Raw genomic sequence first — 17,552 nt, 5'->3', positions numbered from 1 at the left:
ATTGCAGCAAGGGTCACGCAAACTGGGAGTGGCCAAAGCCAAGCTGATGGTTGGTAGGCCATCTCGCACTATTACAGCAAGGTCACGGCAAGCCGTGGCCTTTTTTGTTTCTGCTGTCATAATTACCGTTTAATCTGCAAGCCAGGGGATTCTATGGAGAAGTGGTATCTGGCCCATTGCCGGCCCCGGGAGGAAGAAAGGGCGCAGCAAAACCTGAACAATCAGGGCGTTGAAGCCTACTACCCTCATGTGGAAATCGAGAAACTGGTTCGGGGAAAACGGGTGCAGCGCATTGAAGCCCTGTTTCCCGGCTATATCTTTCTCCGTACCGATCTGGAAATTACCAGTTCCGCCACCATCGGCTCGACCCGGGGCATACGCACCCTGGTGCGCTTCGGCACCTATCCCTGCGAGGTTCCGGGTCAACTGGTGTATGAACTGATGGCCCGGGCCGACAGCGACGAACTGCGGGGGGTGATGTCCACCCTGCCAAAAACAGGCGACAAAGTGGTGATCAGCCAGGGGCCCTTCCGCGGCCTGGAGGCCATCTATCAGGAGCCCGACGGCGAACAGCGCGCCATCCTGCTGCTGACCCTGCTGCACAAGGAAACCAAGGCCAGCATCGCCAATACCGACTACCAGGCCTCATAGGCCGCCTGTTCCAGAACCATCACACTGTGATGGCGCAGGGGTTGATAGTTCAGCAAGCCCAGGTCCGGCCGCCTGGGCCAGAACCAGCCGCCGGAGAGACTCAAGGGCAATTCGATCCCCAGCTTGACCCTGGACTCGTATTGCCGCTGGTTGTTACTCCTGAGGTCGGTCTGTATACGGAACCGTTGCCAGGGGGAATAGCTCAACGACCACTGGTGCGCCGCACTGGCCCGGTCATTGTCGCCACTACCCTGCAGGCTGAGGCGATGGCCCTGCCATTGATAGCGACTGACCGCCATGGTCAATCCCGACACAAACGGCATTCGTCCCTCTCCGAACCAGAGCAGGCCGGAAGCCGGCCTCTCCCATCCGTCCGGCCCATGGCGCCAGCCGGAAAACCGCCGGTAACGGCTGATACCCATGCGCCAATCGGGATGAGCCAATGCCAAAGTCACACCTGCCCGTCGGTGTTCGTACTCATCCTGATAGTCCACTACGGGGGCGACTTGAGCATGCCAAGCCCCGAGCAACGGCTGGCGGTAATTCAGCCCCAATTGATAGGTCAGCCGCTCTAACCGATAATCCACCCCCATTTCACCTTTCCAGCGACCTGATAACGGCAACGCCATCCGGCTGTTGAAGCGCAGGTCTTTATCGAACAGCGGCAGCTGATAATCCCAGCCCCAGGCTTCGGGCGAGATCCAGGGCAGGGCCGACAGCTGACGGGTCCCGAATAACAGGGTTTCATCGGTCAGGCTGCTGGTCTCCCGCTCCACAAACATATCCAGCCGATCTTCCGCAGCAGCCTTCATGGCTCCGGCCAGGGTCAGCATCATTTTTTCGTTTGCGGGCTGCTGGGGAGCAGACAGGGAAACGAGGGGAGGAAAAAGAGCTGGTGCCACCGCCGGGCCTGGCACTCGGATCCAGTCCCCTTGAACCAGCTCGGCCGTGCTTAGCTCGGCATTATAATCATCGCGTAACTGCTGTTCGCTCAGCCCATGGCGGCTGGCCAGCAAGACCCAGTCCTCGCCCTCGACAACCTGATACATCACCACAGGGAGCTCGAGCGGCCAGAGCGGGGGGCTCATCAACAACGACAGTGCAAAGAGGATACAGCGCATGTTTTTGCTTCCGTGGCTAACAGGCTTCATCCGATCGGGCTGCTGCACCGCTGGCTATCCCTGCAAGCCACACAGCAGCCGGTATTCTTCCAAAACATAAGTGTCGGTCATGCCACTCACGAAATCCAGCAACAGCCTGACCCGGAAATACCACTCTCGCTCCTGATCATTGTCAAAGCCTGGCGCCTGTCCGGCATTCCGCCGGTAGGCAGCCAGATGGCGGGGCGGTAATCGGTGATAGAGCCGCCGAAACACCAACCCCTTGGCATCCTGGCGTTGCCCCAAGCTGGTAAATTCGTCCGCCGACAGTGCCAGCAAGGGGGCAAAGGCATTCAGCACCCCCTTCAACGCCGCAAATCCGGCCAGCTCCAGGGCTTCGACCTCCCGTCGGTTGAAGACTCGCCGATGGGCGAAATCCTTTAGCCAGTGCAGCGCTTCGGCGGCCGGTCGCGCTACCGCCAGCAGCGGCTGAGCATGCGTGCCCTGCAGGATCGCCTGATGATGCAGCAGGTACTGCTCACTCACCAGGGGCAGTAAATCACGATTGAGGGCATGGCGGAAACGACCGAAGAAACCCGGCTCCCCCACCCTGGCCTGTTGCCATCGACGCACCAGATAAGCATTAGCTTCTCCATTAAGCGCTTGTTCCAGCTCGGCCAGGCTGAGTACCCCCCTGTCCACCGCGTCCTCCAGATCGGCGATGCCATAGGCCATATCGTCGGCCGCTTCCAGCAGATAGGTCAGGGGAAAGCGCCCGCCGGCCGTGGATGGAAATGATTGGTGCAGCTTGTGGACCAGCAGCCGTTCACTGAAGAAGTGCCCGGGTTTCTGCTGCCAGGACCCGGTCGTCCTGGGCTGATAGGCCCCGCGCGCGTATTTTTGCAGGGCGGCCAGCTGACTTAGTGTAAGGTTGAGTCCCTGTAGGCTGTGCAACAGCCGCAGGCTTTGGGCATTGCCCTCGAAGTGACATAAATCGGCCAGCAAGGCCGGCCACTGCAACGAAGGCGAGCCCACCGCCTGTTGGAACAACGGGGATAACTGACTGCCCAGCCAATCGATAATCACCGACTCACCGAAATGGCCAAACGGTGGATTGCCCACATCATGCAGCAGGCAGGCCATCTCCACCAGACTGATAAAAGCCTCCCGATCGACTTCAACAGGTATCTCCTGCAATACCTGCCGCGCCAGCTGCCGGCCAGTTTCTTTCACCTCCAGAGAATGGGTCAGCCGGCTGCGGACCGAGGCCTTGACGTCCAGGGGAAACACCTGGGTTTTCTGCTGCAGGCGCCGTACCGGCGAGCACTGTACTATGCGGCTGCGATCCTCCTCGATGGCCGCCAGCGCCGAACTGGTCGCACCATCCTCGGTATAGAAACGTTCGGCCAGGAACAGGTTGTGATAAGGATTCATTCTTTGCTCTCCAGCCATTGTCGCAGCGCAAGTAAATCCGGCGGCAGCTGGGTCTTCATGCTCTGGATCCAGCCCTCGACCTGCTCCCACCAGGCCGGCAATTCCGGACTCTGGATCTGTTGCGCCAGCTGCTGTATCCGTCTCAGGCCGATGGAACCCGCCGCCCCCTTGATCTTATGGGCTTCATCGACGATGCCGTCCTGCTCCCGTTCGGCCATAAAGGCATCCAGCCTGGCCAGATAATCCCCCGACATCTGCTCAAACAGGGTAACGCTGGACAGCAGCACGGCGGCGCCCACGGTCTCGGCATAATCATTGAGGAAGGCCAGATCCAGAACCTCGCCGCCGGCCGTCTCGGTGGCGGCCGGAGCGAGCCACTGTTTATGGCCGAAAAAACGGGCTAGGCAGGCCTTCAGGGCCTTGGAGGACAGCGGCTTGCTGATCGCATCATCCATGCCCTTGGCCAGGTACTCGCCTTTATCGCTGATCACATTGGCGGTCAGTGCCACCACAGGCGGCAGGGGTTCAGTCGCTTCGCTCCTGAGCCTAGCCGCAATATCAAAGCCGGTCATGTCCGGCAACTGGATATCGAGGAAGATCAGGTCGAAGCGCTGCCCCGCCAGGAAGGCAAAGGCTTCGGCACCATCCCGGGCTACCGTCACCCTATGGCCCAGCTTCTCCAGCAAGGCGCAGGCAACGGTAATATTCAGCTCCACATCCTCCACCAGCAGGACAGAAAGCGAAGGAATACCGGCCAGGCAAGGATCGTCCACCGGCGCCTGGGCCAGCGGCACACTGATAGTGATGCTGAAACAGGAGCCTTCGTCCGGCTCGCTGTCCAGCTCTATGGTACCGTGCATGGCCTCGACCAGCTGCTGGGAGACGGCCAGGCCGATACCGGTTCCGGTTGCATGCTTCTTGCCCTCCACCTGGAAGTACAGGCCGAAGATCTTCTGCTGCAACTCGACCGGAATACCGATGCCGGTATCCTCAATATCGAAACGCAGGGTGACTTCTCCCGGCTCCAGTTCGTCGGCCATGCAGCGGATGGTCACCCCTCCTTCATCGGTAAATTTCACCGCATTACCGACCAGGTTCCACAGCACCTGGCGCAACCGGGTACCGTCCGCCAGGATCCACTCGGGCATGTCACCATCCCGATCGAAATGCAAATACAGGCCTTTTTGTTCGGCCTGCAGCCGAGCCAAGCTTTCCAGATCATCGAGGAAGCCGGGGAAATCCATGGGCTCGGGCGCCAGTTCCAACCGGCTGCGATCCAGCTTATCCATATCGATAATATCGTTGAAGATATTACCCAAGGTCACGGCGCTGAAGTGGATGGTCTTGAGGTGTTGTCTCTGCTCTTGGCTGAGTTCGGAAGCCAACAGGATGCGGCTCAGGCCCACGATGCCGTTGAGCGGGGTACGCAGCTCATGGCTAATGGTGGATATGAAGGTGGTTTTATCCCGGCTCGCTTTTTCCAGCTCCTCCTGATATTGCTTACGTTCGGTAATATCCCGGCCAAACCCCAGCAGACCCAAGCGCTTGCCGCTGCGATCGAAGAAAGGCACCTTGCGCAACTCAAAACAGGCGGGCCGACCGTCCGGATAGACCAACCATTGTTCGTAGGTCTGGCTTTCATTACGGGCAAAGATCACCTTGTCGGTTTCCACCACCTTTTTGGCAACATCTTCCGGATAAACATCATAGGGAGTAAGGCCGATCAGCTCCCGCTCCTCCCGTCCAAGCAGGTTTTCCATGGCCCGGTTACAGCCGGAGAACTCCTCCTGTTCGTTACGGTAATAGACCAGATCCGGCGAGGTATCGATAAAGGAACGCAGTAATGCGGAGCGCTCCTGCAGCTCGACCTGAGCTCTTTCCCTTTGATATACCTCGTTTTCCATGTCCTCGATCGCCTGCTGCCGGGCGGCTTCGGCCTTATTGGTTTCCTCGATCTGGCGGTTGAGCAACAGGATTTTTTCCTGCAATTCATTGTTCAGTTCCAGATCCCGCTCCCGCATCTGCTGTAGGCGCTGAACCAGACGACTGAGGCGCTGCCGGGAGTCTTCCAGCTGATCCACAACCACCGACAGGAAGTAGACTGCCCAGGGGGTAACCAGGAGTCCAAAGAAAATGGAACGGACCAGATCCACACTCTCGACCGTACCTTTAAGAAACAGGGTGACAGCAACCTGGATAAAGACCGCCAGTAAGATAATGCAGGCAGCTAGCAGTACGCTGAAGCGCACAATGCCAAGCTTGGTCATTAAATCAACATAATATTGGGCCCAGGTTTTAATGGGTTTCATCTAGCAATCCTGTCTTAAAGGGCATGATGGCAGCATACCGGCTCCACTCCGGACTGTCATGTTGATGATAACGCGGGTGATGTCGATACCGGCAACATTAAATACTAGCTTGGCAGCAATAGACGTAACTTTGTCTCAGCTTATGTAAACAGCGCTCAAAAAAGGCTAGAAAAGAGAAGATATGCAGTTATAATGCATTTGTAATCACATGCTGACTAAAGCCCCTTCCTCGTGGTTGCACCTCCTTGGTGCAACCACGATACGGAAAAGTGTGAGATGGCTCGAAATCCAGACATGAAATGTTGTAATTTTACAACATAAAACCGTCAAATTTACATTATGCTGAGATTTCAACACCAACAAACAAATGAACCGCAAAAGCAATAAATTATAAGATTTATAACCAAACGAATCGGTTTTTCATTGAAATATTCTGCTTTGGACGTCAAAAGATCGGCCACCACACATTAGTTTCTTTAATTGACGTCACAAAAAAATCTCTATATTTTGGTAAATTAGCCACCAGTGGCAACGGACGCTTCAGAGCATGTCGTGCTGACAAAAGTAGTCGCTCGGCCCCAAGGCTAGAGCAATGGAGGAATGCAATGTCTCTTTATGACCCTACGCTTGAGAAGGATAACTGTGGATTCGGTTTAATCGCCCACACAGAAGGCGAAACCAGTCACAAACTTGTCCGACTCGCGATTTCGGCGTTGGATCGCATGCAGCACAGAGGCGGGATTGCCGCCGATGGCAAGACCGGTGACGGTTGCGGCTTGTTGATGCAAAAGCCAGATAGTTTTTTTCGCGCCGTCGCGGAAGATAAAGGATGGAACCTGGGTCGCCAGTATGCCGTAGGCATGCTGTTCCTGAATCCGGACCCCATTATCGCCGAACAGATCCGCCAGATCACCAATGAAGAACTGGAAAAAGAAACCCTCAGCCTGGTCGGCTGGCGGGAAGTTCCGGTAAACCCCAATGTGCTGGGAGAAATCGCTAAGGCCTCCCTGCCGCGCATCGAGCAGGTGTTCGTCAATGCCCCGACCGGCTGGTCGAGCAATGATCTGGAGCGACGCCTCTATATAGTGCGCCGCCGTATCGAAAAGCGAGTCAACGACGAATACTTCTATGTGGTCAGCCTGTCCAACCTGGTGATGACCTACAAGGGCCTGTGCATGCCCGCCGACCTGCCCCGGTTCTACCTGGATCTGGCGGATATCCGCATGCAATCGGCCATCTGTGTGTTCCACCAGCGCTTCTCGACCAATACCCAGCCGCGCTGGCCGCTGGCCCAGCCGTTCCGCTTCCTGGCACATAACGGTGAAATCAACACCATAGGCGGCAACCGTCAGTGGGCCCAGGCACGATCCTACAAGTTTGTATCGCCCCTGCTGCCCGACCTGAAAGAAGCGGCCCCCTATGTCAACACCCAGGGTTCCGACTCCTCCAGCCTGGATAACATGCTTGAGCTGTTCCTGGCTGGCGGCATGGACCTGTTCCGTGCCATGCGCCTGCTGATCCCGCCCGCCTGGCAGAAAAACCCGGCGATGGACGAAGATCTGCGCGCCTTCTACGACTTCAATTCCATGCACATGGAGCCCTGGGACGGCCCGGCCGGCATCGTGATGTCCGATGGCCGCTTCGCCGCCTGTGCCCTGGACCGTAATGGTCTGCGCCCGGCCCGCTTCGTGCGCACCAAAGATGGCTTTATCACCCTGGCCTCGGAAATCGGGATCTGGGACTACACCCCCGACGAAGTGCTGGAAAAAGGCCGGGTCGGCCCGGGTGAACTCTTTGTGGTCGATACCACTTCCGGCAAGACCTGGACCAGTTTCGAAATCGACGACGATCTCAAGACCCGCCATCCCTACAAGGAGTGGATGACCAAGCACAAGCGCCGTCTGACCCGTTTCGAAGATCTGCCTGACGACCAAGCCGGACAGGCAGAAATGGACGAAGTGACTCTGCGTACCTATCAGAAACAGTTCGGCTATTCGATGGAAGAGCTGGATCAAGTGATCCGGGTAATGGGTGAAAACGGCCAGGAAGCTGTCGGCTCCATGGGTGACGATGCCCCCATGGCGGTACTCTCCAGCCGTGCCCGCTCCGTTTATGACTATTTCCGGCAGATGTTTGCCCAGGTGACCAACCCGCCGATCGATCCGCTGCGGGAAAATCACGTCATGTCGCTGGCCACCATGATCGGCCGCGAGCAAAACGTCTTTAACGAGACCCATGGCCATGCCCACCGGGTGCAGTTTGATTCCCCCATACTACTGTACTCCGACTTCCATCAGCTGCTGGGACTGGAACAGACCCACTACAAACACAGCGTACTCGATCTGAACTATGCTGCCGAAGAAGGGCTGGAAGCGGCCATCCGCCGTCTGTGCGCCGAGGCCGTTGCCGAAGTGCGCGACGGCACCGTGCTGCTGGTGCTGTCCGATCGCAACATCGCCAAGGACAAACTGCCTATCCCGGCGGCCATGGCGGTGGGTGCCGTGCAGCGCACCCTGGTGGACAACGATCTGCGCTGCGACTCCAACATTATCGTGGAAACCGCCAGCACCCGGGATCCGCACCAGTTCGCCGTGCTGCTCGGCTTTGGCGCCACCGCCATCTATCCCTACCTGGCCTACGAAACCCTGGGCCGCATGGTCACCGATGGTGTGCTGAAAATGCCGCTGCGCGAAGCCCTGCTGAATTTCCGCAACAGCATCGACAAAGGCCTGTACAAGGTGATGTCCAAGATGGGCATCAGCACCGTCGCCTCCTACCGTTGTTCCCAGCTGTTCGAAGCCATCGGCCTCCATCAGGATGTGGTCGAGCTGTGCTTCAAGGGCGTATCCAGCCGGGTGCAGGGCGCCAGCTTCGAAGACTTCCAGCAGGACCTGTTCAACCTGAGCCGCGTCGCCTGGATTGCCCGCAAGCCCCTCAACCAGGGCGGCCTGCTCAAGTATGTACATGACGGCGAATACCACAGCTATAACCCGGATGTGGTCAACAGCCTGCAACAAGCGGTGCGCTCCGGCAGCTATGAGGATTACCGGACCTACGCCAAGCTGGTGAACGAACGTCCGGTCGCCATGCTGCGCGATTTGCTGCAGGTAAAAACCAGCGGCCAGGCCAGCCTGTCGCTGGATCAGGTTGAGCCGGCTTCGGATCTGTTCCCCCGCTTCGACAGCGCCGCCATGTCCATCGGCGCCCTGGGTCCGGAAGCTCACGAATCCCTGGCCATCGCCATGAACCGCCTCGGCGGCCAGAGCAACTCGGGTGAGGGCGGCGAGGATCCCCGCCGCTTCAACAGCCTGAGAAACTCCAAGATCAAGCAGGTGGCTTCCGGCCGCTTCGGCGTTACTCCCCATTACCTGATGAATGCCGAAGTCATTCAGATCAAGGTAGCCCAGGGTGCCAAGCCCGGTGAGGGCGGCCAGCTGCCCGGCCACAAGGTGACCGCCGAAATCGCCAAGCTGCGTTATGCGGTACCCGGCGTGACCCTGATTTCACCGCCGCCGCACCATGATATTTACTCCATCGAGGATTTGGCTCAGCTGATCTTCGATATCAAGCAGATCAACCCCAGCTGCCTGGTATCGGTCAAGCTGGTCTCCGAACCCGGTGTCGGTACCATCGCCACCGGTGTGGCCAAGGCCTATGCGGACCTGATCACCATCTCCGGCTACGACGGCGGTACCGGTGCCAGTCCCTTGTCGTCGGTGAAATACGCCGGCTCGCCCTGGGAGCTGGGTCTGGCCGAGACTCAACAGGCGCTGGTGGCCAACGGCCTGCGTCACAAGGTCCGGTTGCAGGTCGACGGTGGCCTGAAAACCGGCCTGGATATCGTCAAGGCCGCTATCCTCGGCGCCGAGAGCTTCGGCTTCGGCACCGGCCCCATGGTGGCCCTGGGCTGTAAATACCTGCGCATTTGTCATCTGAACAACTGCGCCACCGGGGTGGCCACCCAGGATGACAAGCTGCGCAAGGAGCACTTCCTTGGCCTGCCGGAAATGGTCGAGAACTACTTCAAGTTCATCGCCGAGGAAACCCGTGAGCTGATGGCCCAACTGGGGGTCGCCAAGCTGACCGACCTGATCGGCCGCACCGATCTGCTCGACATCATGCCCGGCCTGACCGCCAAGCAACAGAAGCTGGATCTGTCCGGCATCATTGTCAAACCCGAGCCCAAGCCGGGCCTGGGTGTGTTCTGCCAGGAAAGCAACCCCGGCTTCGACAAGGGCCCGCTCAACCTCAAGATCGTCGAGGATACCCTGGCCGCGGTCGAGAACAGTGCCGGTGGTGATTACTATTACGCCATCCGCAACACCGATCGCTCCGTGGGCGCCCGCCTGTCTGGTGAAATCGCCAAGCGCCACGGCAACCAGGGCATGGCCGCCGATCCGATACGGATCCACCTGGACGGTACCGCCGGACAGAGCTTTGGGGTATGGAACGCCGGCGGCCTGGAGCTGATCCTTACCGGCGATGCCAACGACTATGTGGGCAAGGGGATGACCGGCGGCAAGCTGGTCGTCAGATCTCATGTGGGTGTGTCTTTCCGCTCCCATGAAGCCACCTTGGTCGGCAACACCTGCCTGTACGGTGCCACCGGTGGTCACCTGTACGTCGCGGGCCGGGCCGGCGAACGCTTCGCGGTGCGCAACTCGGGTGCCATCGCCGTGGTCGAAGGCCTGGGCGATAACGGTTGTGAATACATGACCAGCGGCATAGTGACAGTACTGGGTCGCACCGGGGTGAACTTCGCCGCCGGTATGACGGGCGGTTTTGCCTATGTACTGGATGAAGACGATGACTTCCACCTCAGGACCAACTATGAACTGGTCGAGTTGCTGGGTCTCGACGAGCTGGTGATCCATCAGGAGCACCTGCGCGGCATCATCACCCAACATCTGCAGGAAACAGGCAGCGAACGGGCACAGCATATCTTGGCCAAATTTGACCAATATCTGCCCAAGTTCAAGCTGGTCAAGCCTAAATCCAGCGATGTTAAATCCCTGTTGGGCCACCAGAGCCGCTCTACCGCAGAGCTGCGGGTCCATGCGCAGTAAAGGAAAATAGTGATGAGCCAGAACGTATTTCAGTTTATAGACGTACAACGTGTCGACCCGCCCAAGAAGGCGATCGGCACCCGTAAAATCGAGTTCGTGGAGATCTACGAACCCTTTTCCGACAGCCAGGCCCAGATGCAGGCCGATCGCTGCCTGGATTGCGGGAACCCTTACTGCGAATGGAAATGTCCGGTACATAACTACATTCCCAACTGGCTGAAGCTGGCCAACGAGGGACGCATCTTCGAGGCAGCGGATCTGTGCCACCAGACCAACAGCCTACCCGAGGTCTGTGGCCGGGTCTGCCCCCAGGACCGGCTGTGTGAAGGCTCCTGTACCCTCAACGATCAGTTCGGCGCCGTGACTATCGGTAATATCGAAAAATATATTACCGACAAGGCGTTCGAGATGGGCTGGCGGCCGGACATGTCCCATGTGGTGAAGAATGACAAGAAGGTCGCGGTGATCGGCGCCGGCCCGGCCGGCCTGGCCTGTGCCGATATCCTGGTACGCAACGGTGTCACCCCCGTGGTGTTCGATCGCTACCCGGAAATCGGTGGCCTGCTGACCTTCGGTATCCCCTCCTTCAAGCTGGAGAAATCGGTGATGTCCCGTCGCCGGGAAATCTTCGAGGAAATGGGCATAGAGTTCCGCCTGGAAACCGAAATCGGCAAGGATGTCAGCTTCCAGTCGCTGCTGGACGACTATGACGCCGTGTTCCTGGGTGTCGGCACCTATAAGTACATGCGGGCAGGCCTGGCTAATGAGGATGCGAACGGCGTGTTCGATGCCCTGCCGTTCCTGATCTCCAACGCCAACCGGGTGCTGGGTTTCGAGAAACAGGCATCCGACTATATCGATATGAGCGGCAAGCGGGTGGTGGTACTGGGTGGCGGCGACACCGCCATGGACTGCGTGCGTACCTCTATCCGCCAGAATGCGGCCAACGTGGTCTGTGCCTATCGTCGGGACGAGGCCAACATGCCCGGTTCCCGTCGTGAGGTGCAGAATGCCCGGGAAGAAGGGGTGAACTTCATGTTCAACCTGCAGCCCACCGGCATTCAGGTGGATGCCGACGGCAAGGTCACCGGCGTGGAAGTGGTCACCACCCAGCTGGGTGAACCTGATGCCAACGGCCGCCGTCGTCCCGAGCCGGTCGCCGGCTCCGAGCAGGTGCTGCCCGCCGATGCGGTGATCATGGCGTTCGGTTTCCAGCCCCATGACCAGCCCTGGCTCAAGGACCATGATATCCAGGCAGACAGTTCCGGACGCATCGTCGCCCCCGAACAGGCCGACTTTGCCTATCAGACCAGCAACCCGAAAATCTTCGCCGGCGGCGACGCCGTGCGCGGTTCGGATCTGGTGGTCACCGCCATCGCCGAAGGCCGCAAGGCCGCCGAAGGCATCATGGACTATATCGGGGTGTAAGCGCGCTTCATCTCAGTAGCAAAGGCCGCTCATCGAGTGGCCTTTTTTTATGATGACTGCAAAATAGCCCTCACCAAAGCAGCCGGACAAAGGGCCCGCTCCGCCGACCCGCCGTGAATCCACCCATGGAGGCTCGGCCGCGCCATCCATGGCGCGGATGGTCGGCTGAGCAGATCCCTTTATCCTCCTGGGAGCACCGGCGTCGCCTGTGGGCACCGTCTCTGGACAACTCAGAGCCCAGAAAGAAGCAACAGAGAACGGCTCCCACAACCGTGACATACCAGGGCCGAAAAGTACTCCTGCCGTTCCGGCATTACCGCCATCCCTAGCGGTCAGATGTCATGTGCTGAGCGTACATGGGGCGAGCTTGCTTGCCGTGACGAGTTGTTTCAGCCTGACCGAACATCCAGTGAATATTCGCAGCAGGATGAAACGAAGAGTGTCATTAATCTGGGGCCGGTCGATGGAGCTGGCCCTTTGTCCGACGTTTACACAGTAATGAAATAAATCATCTTTTGTGTTCTTGGTATCAACACATGCTCAGATGTTTACTCAGATTGATATGAGAAGAGTGCCTTCAAATCGAACTCAGATCGGCCTTTTGTGTCTATGGTGGTAAACTCCCCATTATTTTCTTTGTGGGAGAATCCCTTATGACTATCGGCATTATTGGCGCCATGGAACAGGAAGTGGCCGAACTAAGAACCCAGCTGGGCAACCCCAATACCGTCACCGTCGCCGGCTGCGAGTTTTACCAGGGTAACCTAGCGGGCAAAGAGGTGGTGATCACCCGCTCCGGCATCGGCAAGGTCGCCGCCAGCATGGCCACCACCCTGCTGCTGGAACGCTTTCAGCCCGACTGCGTGATCAACACCGGTTCCGCCGGCGGCTTCGATCCCATCCTCCATGTGGGCGACGTGGTGGTATCCAGCGAAGTACGCTTCCATGACGTGGACGTCACCGCCTTTGGTTATGAAGCCGGGCAAATGGCCCAGCAGCCGGCCGCCTTTGTCGCCGATCAGGCGCTGATCGATCTGGCGAAACAGTGCCTGGCAGAACAGGCAGAGATCAACTCGGCGGTGGGCCTTATCTGCACCGGCGATCAATTTATGCACCGGGAAGATCAGCTGCAGAAGGCCGTTACCCAGTTCCCCACCATGAAGGCCTGCGAAATGGAGGCCGCGGCCATCGCCCAGGTCTGCCATCAATTCAACGTGCCTTTCGTGGTGGTCCGCGCCCTGTCGGACATCGCCGGCAAGGAACAGGCCGAATCCTTCGAAGCCTTTTTAGCAGTGGCCGCCCGCCATTCCTCAAAAATGGTGCTGGCCATGCTGGCCCGACTAGAAGGCTGAGCCGGATGCGCCTGGTCAAACCGGGGCCGGTCAACCGGCTGCTTGTCGCACTGCTGCTGCCTGTCCAGCCGGTTGCGGCGGAGGAAGCCAGGCGTATTGTCAGCCTGACGCCCCATATCACCGAGATGCTCTATGCGATAGGGGCCGGCGAGCAGGTAGTGGCGACAGACGAAGCCAGCGACTACCCGGCCGAAGCCCGTGCCCTGCCCAAGGTGGCCAACTACCGCTCCCTGAACCTGGAACAGATCCTGGCCCTGCGGCCGGATCTGGTGGTTGCCTGGCAAAGCGCCCAGGCCCTGCAGGTTCAGCCACTGGAAAAACTGGGCATCCCCGTTGCCTTCTCCGAGCCGAAAAACCTGCTGAGCCTGGCCGATGAGCTGGAATATCTGGGCGAGCTCACCGGTCACCGGGAGCAGGCCCGGGAAGTGGCCCTCGACTACCGTCAACAGCTGGCACAACTCGAAGCCGAGTATAGTCATAAGATGCCGGTCTCCGTGTTTTATCAGCTCGGCTCTCCCCCCTTGATGTCGGTCAACGCCAGCACCTGGATGGGCCAGGCGGTGAAGCTCTGCGGCGGCACCAATATCCTGGCTGATAGCCCGATCCCCTATCCCCAGGTCGGTACCGAATTTGTGCTGATGCAGGATCCCCAGGTGATATTGGGAGAAAGTACCGACCAGCTGCTGAGCCTGTGGCAGCAATGGCCGGAGCTGCAGGCGGTGCGTCATGGTCAGTTGTGGCCGGTGGATACGGTGCGACTGCACCGCTTTACCCCGCGTACGCCGACGGGCATCCGAGACTTGTGCGAAAAGCTCGAGCTGGCAAGACAACACCCCGTCTCGCCACCATGACATGATGGTGCCTCCCCTCAGTCCTCACATACAAGGGCGCACCTATTTTTTGAGGTAAAGACAATTGCCACCGCTGGTTGATTCCGTGTTCTACTGGAGTGATTTATTCGGCACCGCCGTATTCGCCTTCTCGGGCGTGCTGGTGGCGGGCCGGCTGCGCATGGACGGCTTTGGGGTAATTGTGCTGGCGGCGGTCACCGCCATCGGCGGCGGCACCATCAGGGATCTGATTATCGGCGCCGAACAGGTGTTCTGGGTAGCCGACTCCGTCTATCTGTGGGTGATACTGGTCACCGCCTTGCTGGGGCAGTATATCGCCCGGCTGCCCCGGCGCCTGCCCTGGTATATGTTACCCCTGGCCGATGCCTTCGGGCTGGCGCTGTTTACCATTATCGGTACCGAGAAGGCCCTGTCCCACGGCACCTCGGAAATGGTGGCGGTGGTGATGGGAGTAATGACCGGGGTCGCCGGCGGCATGATCCGGGATGTGCTGGCACGGGAAGTGCCTATGGTGCTACAGCGGGAAATCTACGCCACCGCCTGTATTCTCGGCGGCATCCTCTACACAGGCGCCCTGGCCCTGAACCTGGCGCCGCTGCTAGCCACCCTGGCAGGCATGATCGGCACCTTTGCGCTGCGGGTGGCGGCCATTCGCTGGCACCTGTCCCTGCCGGCCTTTTCCCTGCATAGATAAAAAAGGCCTCTAAGAGGCCTTTCATGATATTAAGCGACCGTCACCCGGGCAAACTTGCGCTTACCGACCTGATAGACCGCCTGGCCGGCGCTCACCACCAGCTTGCCGTCCTCCAGCTTTTCGCCGTCCTGCTTGACCGCCCCCTGCTTGATCATGCGCAGGGCTTCGGAGGTCGAGCCCACCAGCCCCGCATCTTTCAAGAGGTTGGCGATGGCGATGCCTTCCTCCCCGGCCGTCAGGGTCACCTCGGCGATATCCTCGGGGATGGCATTTTTCTGGAAACGCAGCACAAAATCCTGATGGGCCTGCTCGGCGGCGGCCTCGTCGTGATAGCGGCTGATGATTTCCTTGGCCAGCAGGATCTTGATATCTCGCGGGTTGACGCCCTCGGCCACCTGATCCCGCAGGCTGGCCAGTTCGTCCAGGCTGCGGCGGGAAAGCAGCTCGAAGTAGCGCCACATCAGCTCATCGGACAGCGACATGATTTTGCCGAACATCTGTTCCGGAGCCTCGTCCACGCCGATATAGTTACCGGCGGACTTGGACATCTTTTTCACCCCGTCCAGACCTTCCAGCAGCGGCATGGTCAATACCACCTGAGCCGGCTGCCCCGCCTCCTTCTGCAGCTCACGACCCATTAGCAGGTTGAATTTCTGATCCGTACCGCCCAGTTCCACATCGGCCTTCAAGGCCACCGAATCATAGCCCTGCAGCAACGGATACATAAATTCATGAATGGCGATAGACTGACCCGAAGCATAGCGCTTTTTAAAATCATCCCGCTCCAGCATGCGGGCGACCGTCAGCTTGGAGGCCAGCTTGATCATCCCGGTGGCACCCAGTTCGGCCAGCCAGCTGGAGTTATAGACGATCTGGGTTTTATTGGGATCAAGCACTTTAAAAGCTTGTTCGGCATAGGTTTTGGCATTGTCGGCCACCTGTTCGGCGGTCAGTGGCGGACGGGTGCTGTTCTTGCCGGAAGGATCACCCACCTGGGCGGTAAAATCCCCGATCAGCAGCAATACCTCATGGCCCAGATCCTGGAACTGGCGCAGCTTGTTGAGGATGACCGTATGACCCAGGTGAATATCCGGCGCCGTGGGATCCATGCCCAGCTTGATCCGTAACGGGCGGCCTTCCTTCAATTTGGCGATCAGCTCTTCTTCGACCAGTATCTCTTCGGCACCACGTTTAATTTCCGCTAATGCCGCTGCCAGCTGGGACATGACGGTTTTACTCCTATGCTAAAAATTGGGCAAATCAAAGAGGCATATTACTGGAATGGCGGATAAATTGGAAAGCCTGTAAACTTCCCGCAAGATTCAGGGAAGCATTCTCAGTGGCTGTGACCAAACTATTTCAATTACTGCCCAAAGGGCACAAGATAGCTATCGGTATCGTAAGCGGCCTTATGGGGCTGTTGCTGTTGCTTCCAGATGAGGCAGACTCCATCCGCCAGGGCAGCACGACCGCACACTCCCCCCAAATTCGGCAGCCGACACCAACGCCTGCCCCCCAGCCGGCAGAGCGACCGGCAAACACCCGGGAGATCTCGATCACCATTGCCCCAGGCGATAATCTTTCGACTATTTTTGCCCGACAGGGACTGCCTTCCGGCCTGCTGCATGAAATTGACTTGCTGGGCGAGCCTGGAGACAACCTGAAAAAGATCCACCCCGGCGAACAGATCACCCTGGTGTATGATGCCGACGATCGGTTCGCAGCGCTGATATATCCGGTTGATGTCGCCCAGACCCTGGAAATACGTCAGACCCCCCAAGGCCTGCAAAGCAATATGCTCACCAACGAACTGGAACAACGCATCCAGCACACCCAGGCTGAGGTCAGCTCGAACTTCTGGAACGCCGCCGCCGGGGCCGGTTTAAATCCCACCCAGATACTGCATCTGGCGGCCATGTTTGCCTGGGATCTGGATTTTGCCTTGGATATTCGCACCGGCGACCGTTTTGCCGTGCTCTTTGAGCGGAGCTACAAGGAGGGCGAAGCTGTTGCCGATGGCCCTATCCTCGCCGCCGAATTTGTTAACCAGGAGCGTATTTACCAGGCGGTTCGCCATACGGATGGCAACTACTACTCCCCCGAAGGACGCGCCATGCGCAAAAGCTTTTTACGGGCTCCGGTTAACTTTACCCATATCAGCTCCAACTTTAATCCCCGCCGCCTGCATCCGGTCACCGGCCAGATCCGAGCCCACAACGGTATCGACTATGCGGCCCGCACCGGCACCCCCGTGATGGCGGCCGGCAACGGCGTGGTGCTGGAATCCGGCTACAGCCAGTTCAACGGCAACTATGTGGTTATCCGTCATGACGGCACCTACCTGACCAAATACCTTCATCTGCATAAGCGCATGGTAAAAAAAGGCCAGAGGGTGAAACAGGAAGAGCAGATAGGCACGGTCGGTGCCACCGGCCGGGTAACCGGCCCCCACTTGCACTACGAATTCCTGGTAAATGGGGTGCACAAGGATCCCAAAACCGTGATCCTGCCCCATGCTCCAGTGCTCCCCCATGCCGAGCTGGTCAAGTTCAGGCCTCAAGCCCAACGGCTACTGGCCCGGCTCACTCAGGCAAGCGACACCATGCTGGTCAGCAACAGGCCATCCGAGTGAGTGCCGTTCATGACCGAGGAAGCTGGGACTGGTGG

The 17,552-nt window shown here is 58.6% G+C and carries 11 protein-coding genes; 7 read left to right on the top strand and 4 right to left on the bottom strand.

The genetic code is table 11. From position 1 onward, the window contains the following. Nucleotides 1-153: 153 nt before the first annotated feature. A complete protein-coding gene (gene rfaH / locus ABD806_RS17365; protein ID WP_344960076.1) occupies nt 154-651 on the top strand; it encodes a transcription/translation regulatory transformer protein RfaH in 498 nt (165 codons plus the stop codon). Here rfaH and ABD806_RS17360 read toward each other — a convergent pair. From ABD806_RS17360 to arcB, 3 genes are read right to left on the bottom strand one after another with little or no spacing between them, the layout of a single operon-like run. Next, on the bottom strand, nt 636-1,772 hold the full coding sequence (locus ABD806_RS17360) for an inverse autotransporter beta domain-containing protein (RefSeq protein ID WP_344960075.1): 1,137 nt from the start codon (nt 1,770-1,772) through the stop codon (nt 636-638). The genes rfaH and ABD806_RS17360 overlap by 16 nt on opposite strands. Nucleotides 1,773-1,826: 54 nt before the next feature. Further along, nucleotides 1,827-3,185: a dGTPase gene (dgt, locus tag ABD806_RS17355; protein ID WP_344960074.1), complete on the bottom strand. Its 1,359-nt coding sequence runs from the start codon at nt 3,183-3,185 to the stop codon at nt 1,827-1,829. Next, the gene (arcB, locus tag ABD806_RS17350; protein ID WP_344960072.1) at nt 3,182-5,494 is read right to left on the bottom strand and encodes an aerobic respiration two-component sensor histidine kinase ArcB; all 2,313 of its coding nucleotides are present in this window, start codon (nt 5,492-5,494) and stop codon (nt 3,182-3,184) included. The genes dgt and arcB overlap by 4 nt, the downstream gene beginning before the upstream one ends. 605 nt (nt 5,495-6,099) lie before the next feature. On the opposite strand from arcB, the gene gltB reads away from it, so the two are divergent. The 5 genes from gltB to ABD806_RS17325 all read left to right on the top strand — a co-directional run bounded on the left by gltB (nt 6,100) and on the right by ABD806_RS17325 (nt 14,885). Further along, nucleotides 6,100-10,560: a glutamate synthase large subunit gene (gene gltB, locus ABD806_RS17345; RefSeq protein WP_344960071.1), complete on the top strand. Its 4,461-nt coding sequence runs from the start codon at nt 6,100-6,102 to the stop codon at nt 10,558-10,560. A 12-nt stretch (nt 10,561-10,572) separates the two neighbouring features. Beyond that, nucleotides 10,573-11,988, top strand: a complete 1,416-nt coding sequence (locus ABD806_RS17340) for an FAD-dependent oxidoreductase (RefSeq protein WP_344960069.1) — start codon at nt 10,573-10,575, stop codon at nt 11,986-11,988. Nucleotides 11,989-12,641: 653 nt separating this feature from the next. After that, nucleotides 12,642-13,340, top strand: a complete 699-nt coding sequence (gene mtnN, locus ABD806_RS17335) for a 5'-methylthioadenosine/S-adenosylhomocysteine nucleosidase (protein WP_344960068.1) — start codon at nt 12,642-12,644, stop codon at nt 13,338-13,340. A 5-nt stretch (nt 13,341-13,345) separates the two neighbouring features. After that, nucleotides 13,346-14,191 (top strand): cobalamin-binding protein, encoded by an 846-nt coding sequence (locus ABD806_RS17330; protein WP_344960067.1) that lies wholly within the window; start codon nt 13,346-13,348, stop codon nt 14,189-14,191. A gap of 64 nt (nt 14,192-14,255) precedes the next feature. Next, nucleotides 14,256-14,885: a trimeric intracellular cation channel family protein gene (locus ABD806_RS17325; protein WP_344960066.1), complete on the top strand. Its 630-nt coding sequence runs from the start codon at nt 14,256-14,258 to the stop codon at nt 14,883-14,885. Between the two features lie 29 nt (nt 14,886-14,914). Here the strand turns inward: ABD806_RS17325 and tyrS are convergent, their stop codons facing one another. After that, a complete protein-coding gene (gene tyrS / locus ABD806_RS17320; protein WP_344960065.1) occupies nt 14,915-16,111 on the bottom strand; it encodes a tyrosine--tRNA ligase in 1,197 nt (398 codons plus the stop codon). Between the two features lie 119 nt (nt 16,112-16,230). Between tyrS and ABD806_RS17315 the strand changes: the two genes are divergently transcribed. Then, nucleotides 16,231-17,517, top strand: a complete 1,287-nt coding sequence (locus tag ABD806_RS17315) for a peptidoglycan DD-metalloendopeptidase family protein (RefSeq protein WP_344960064.1) — start codon at nt 16,231-16,233, stop codon at nt 17,515-17,517. Nucleotides 17,518-17,552: the final 35 nt, after the last annotated feature.

Origin of the sequence: Zobellella aerophila (assembly GCF_039539325.1) — a bacterium.
In the GTDB taxonomy this organism is placed as follows: domain Bacteria; phylum Pseudomonadota; class Gammaproteobacteria; order Enterobacterales; family Aeromonadaceae; genus Oceanimonas; species Oceanimonas aerophila.
The sequence above is the reverse complement of the archived record's forward strand: the minus strand, read 5'-3'. Positions and strand labels throughout refer to the sequence as shown.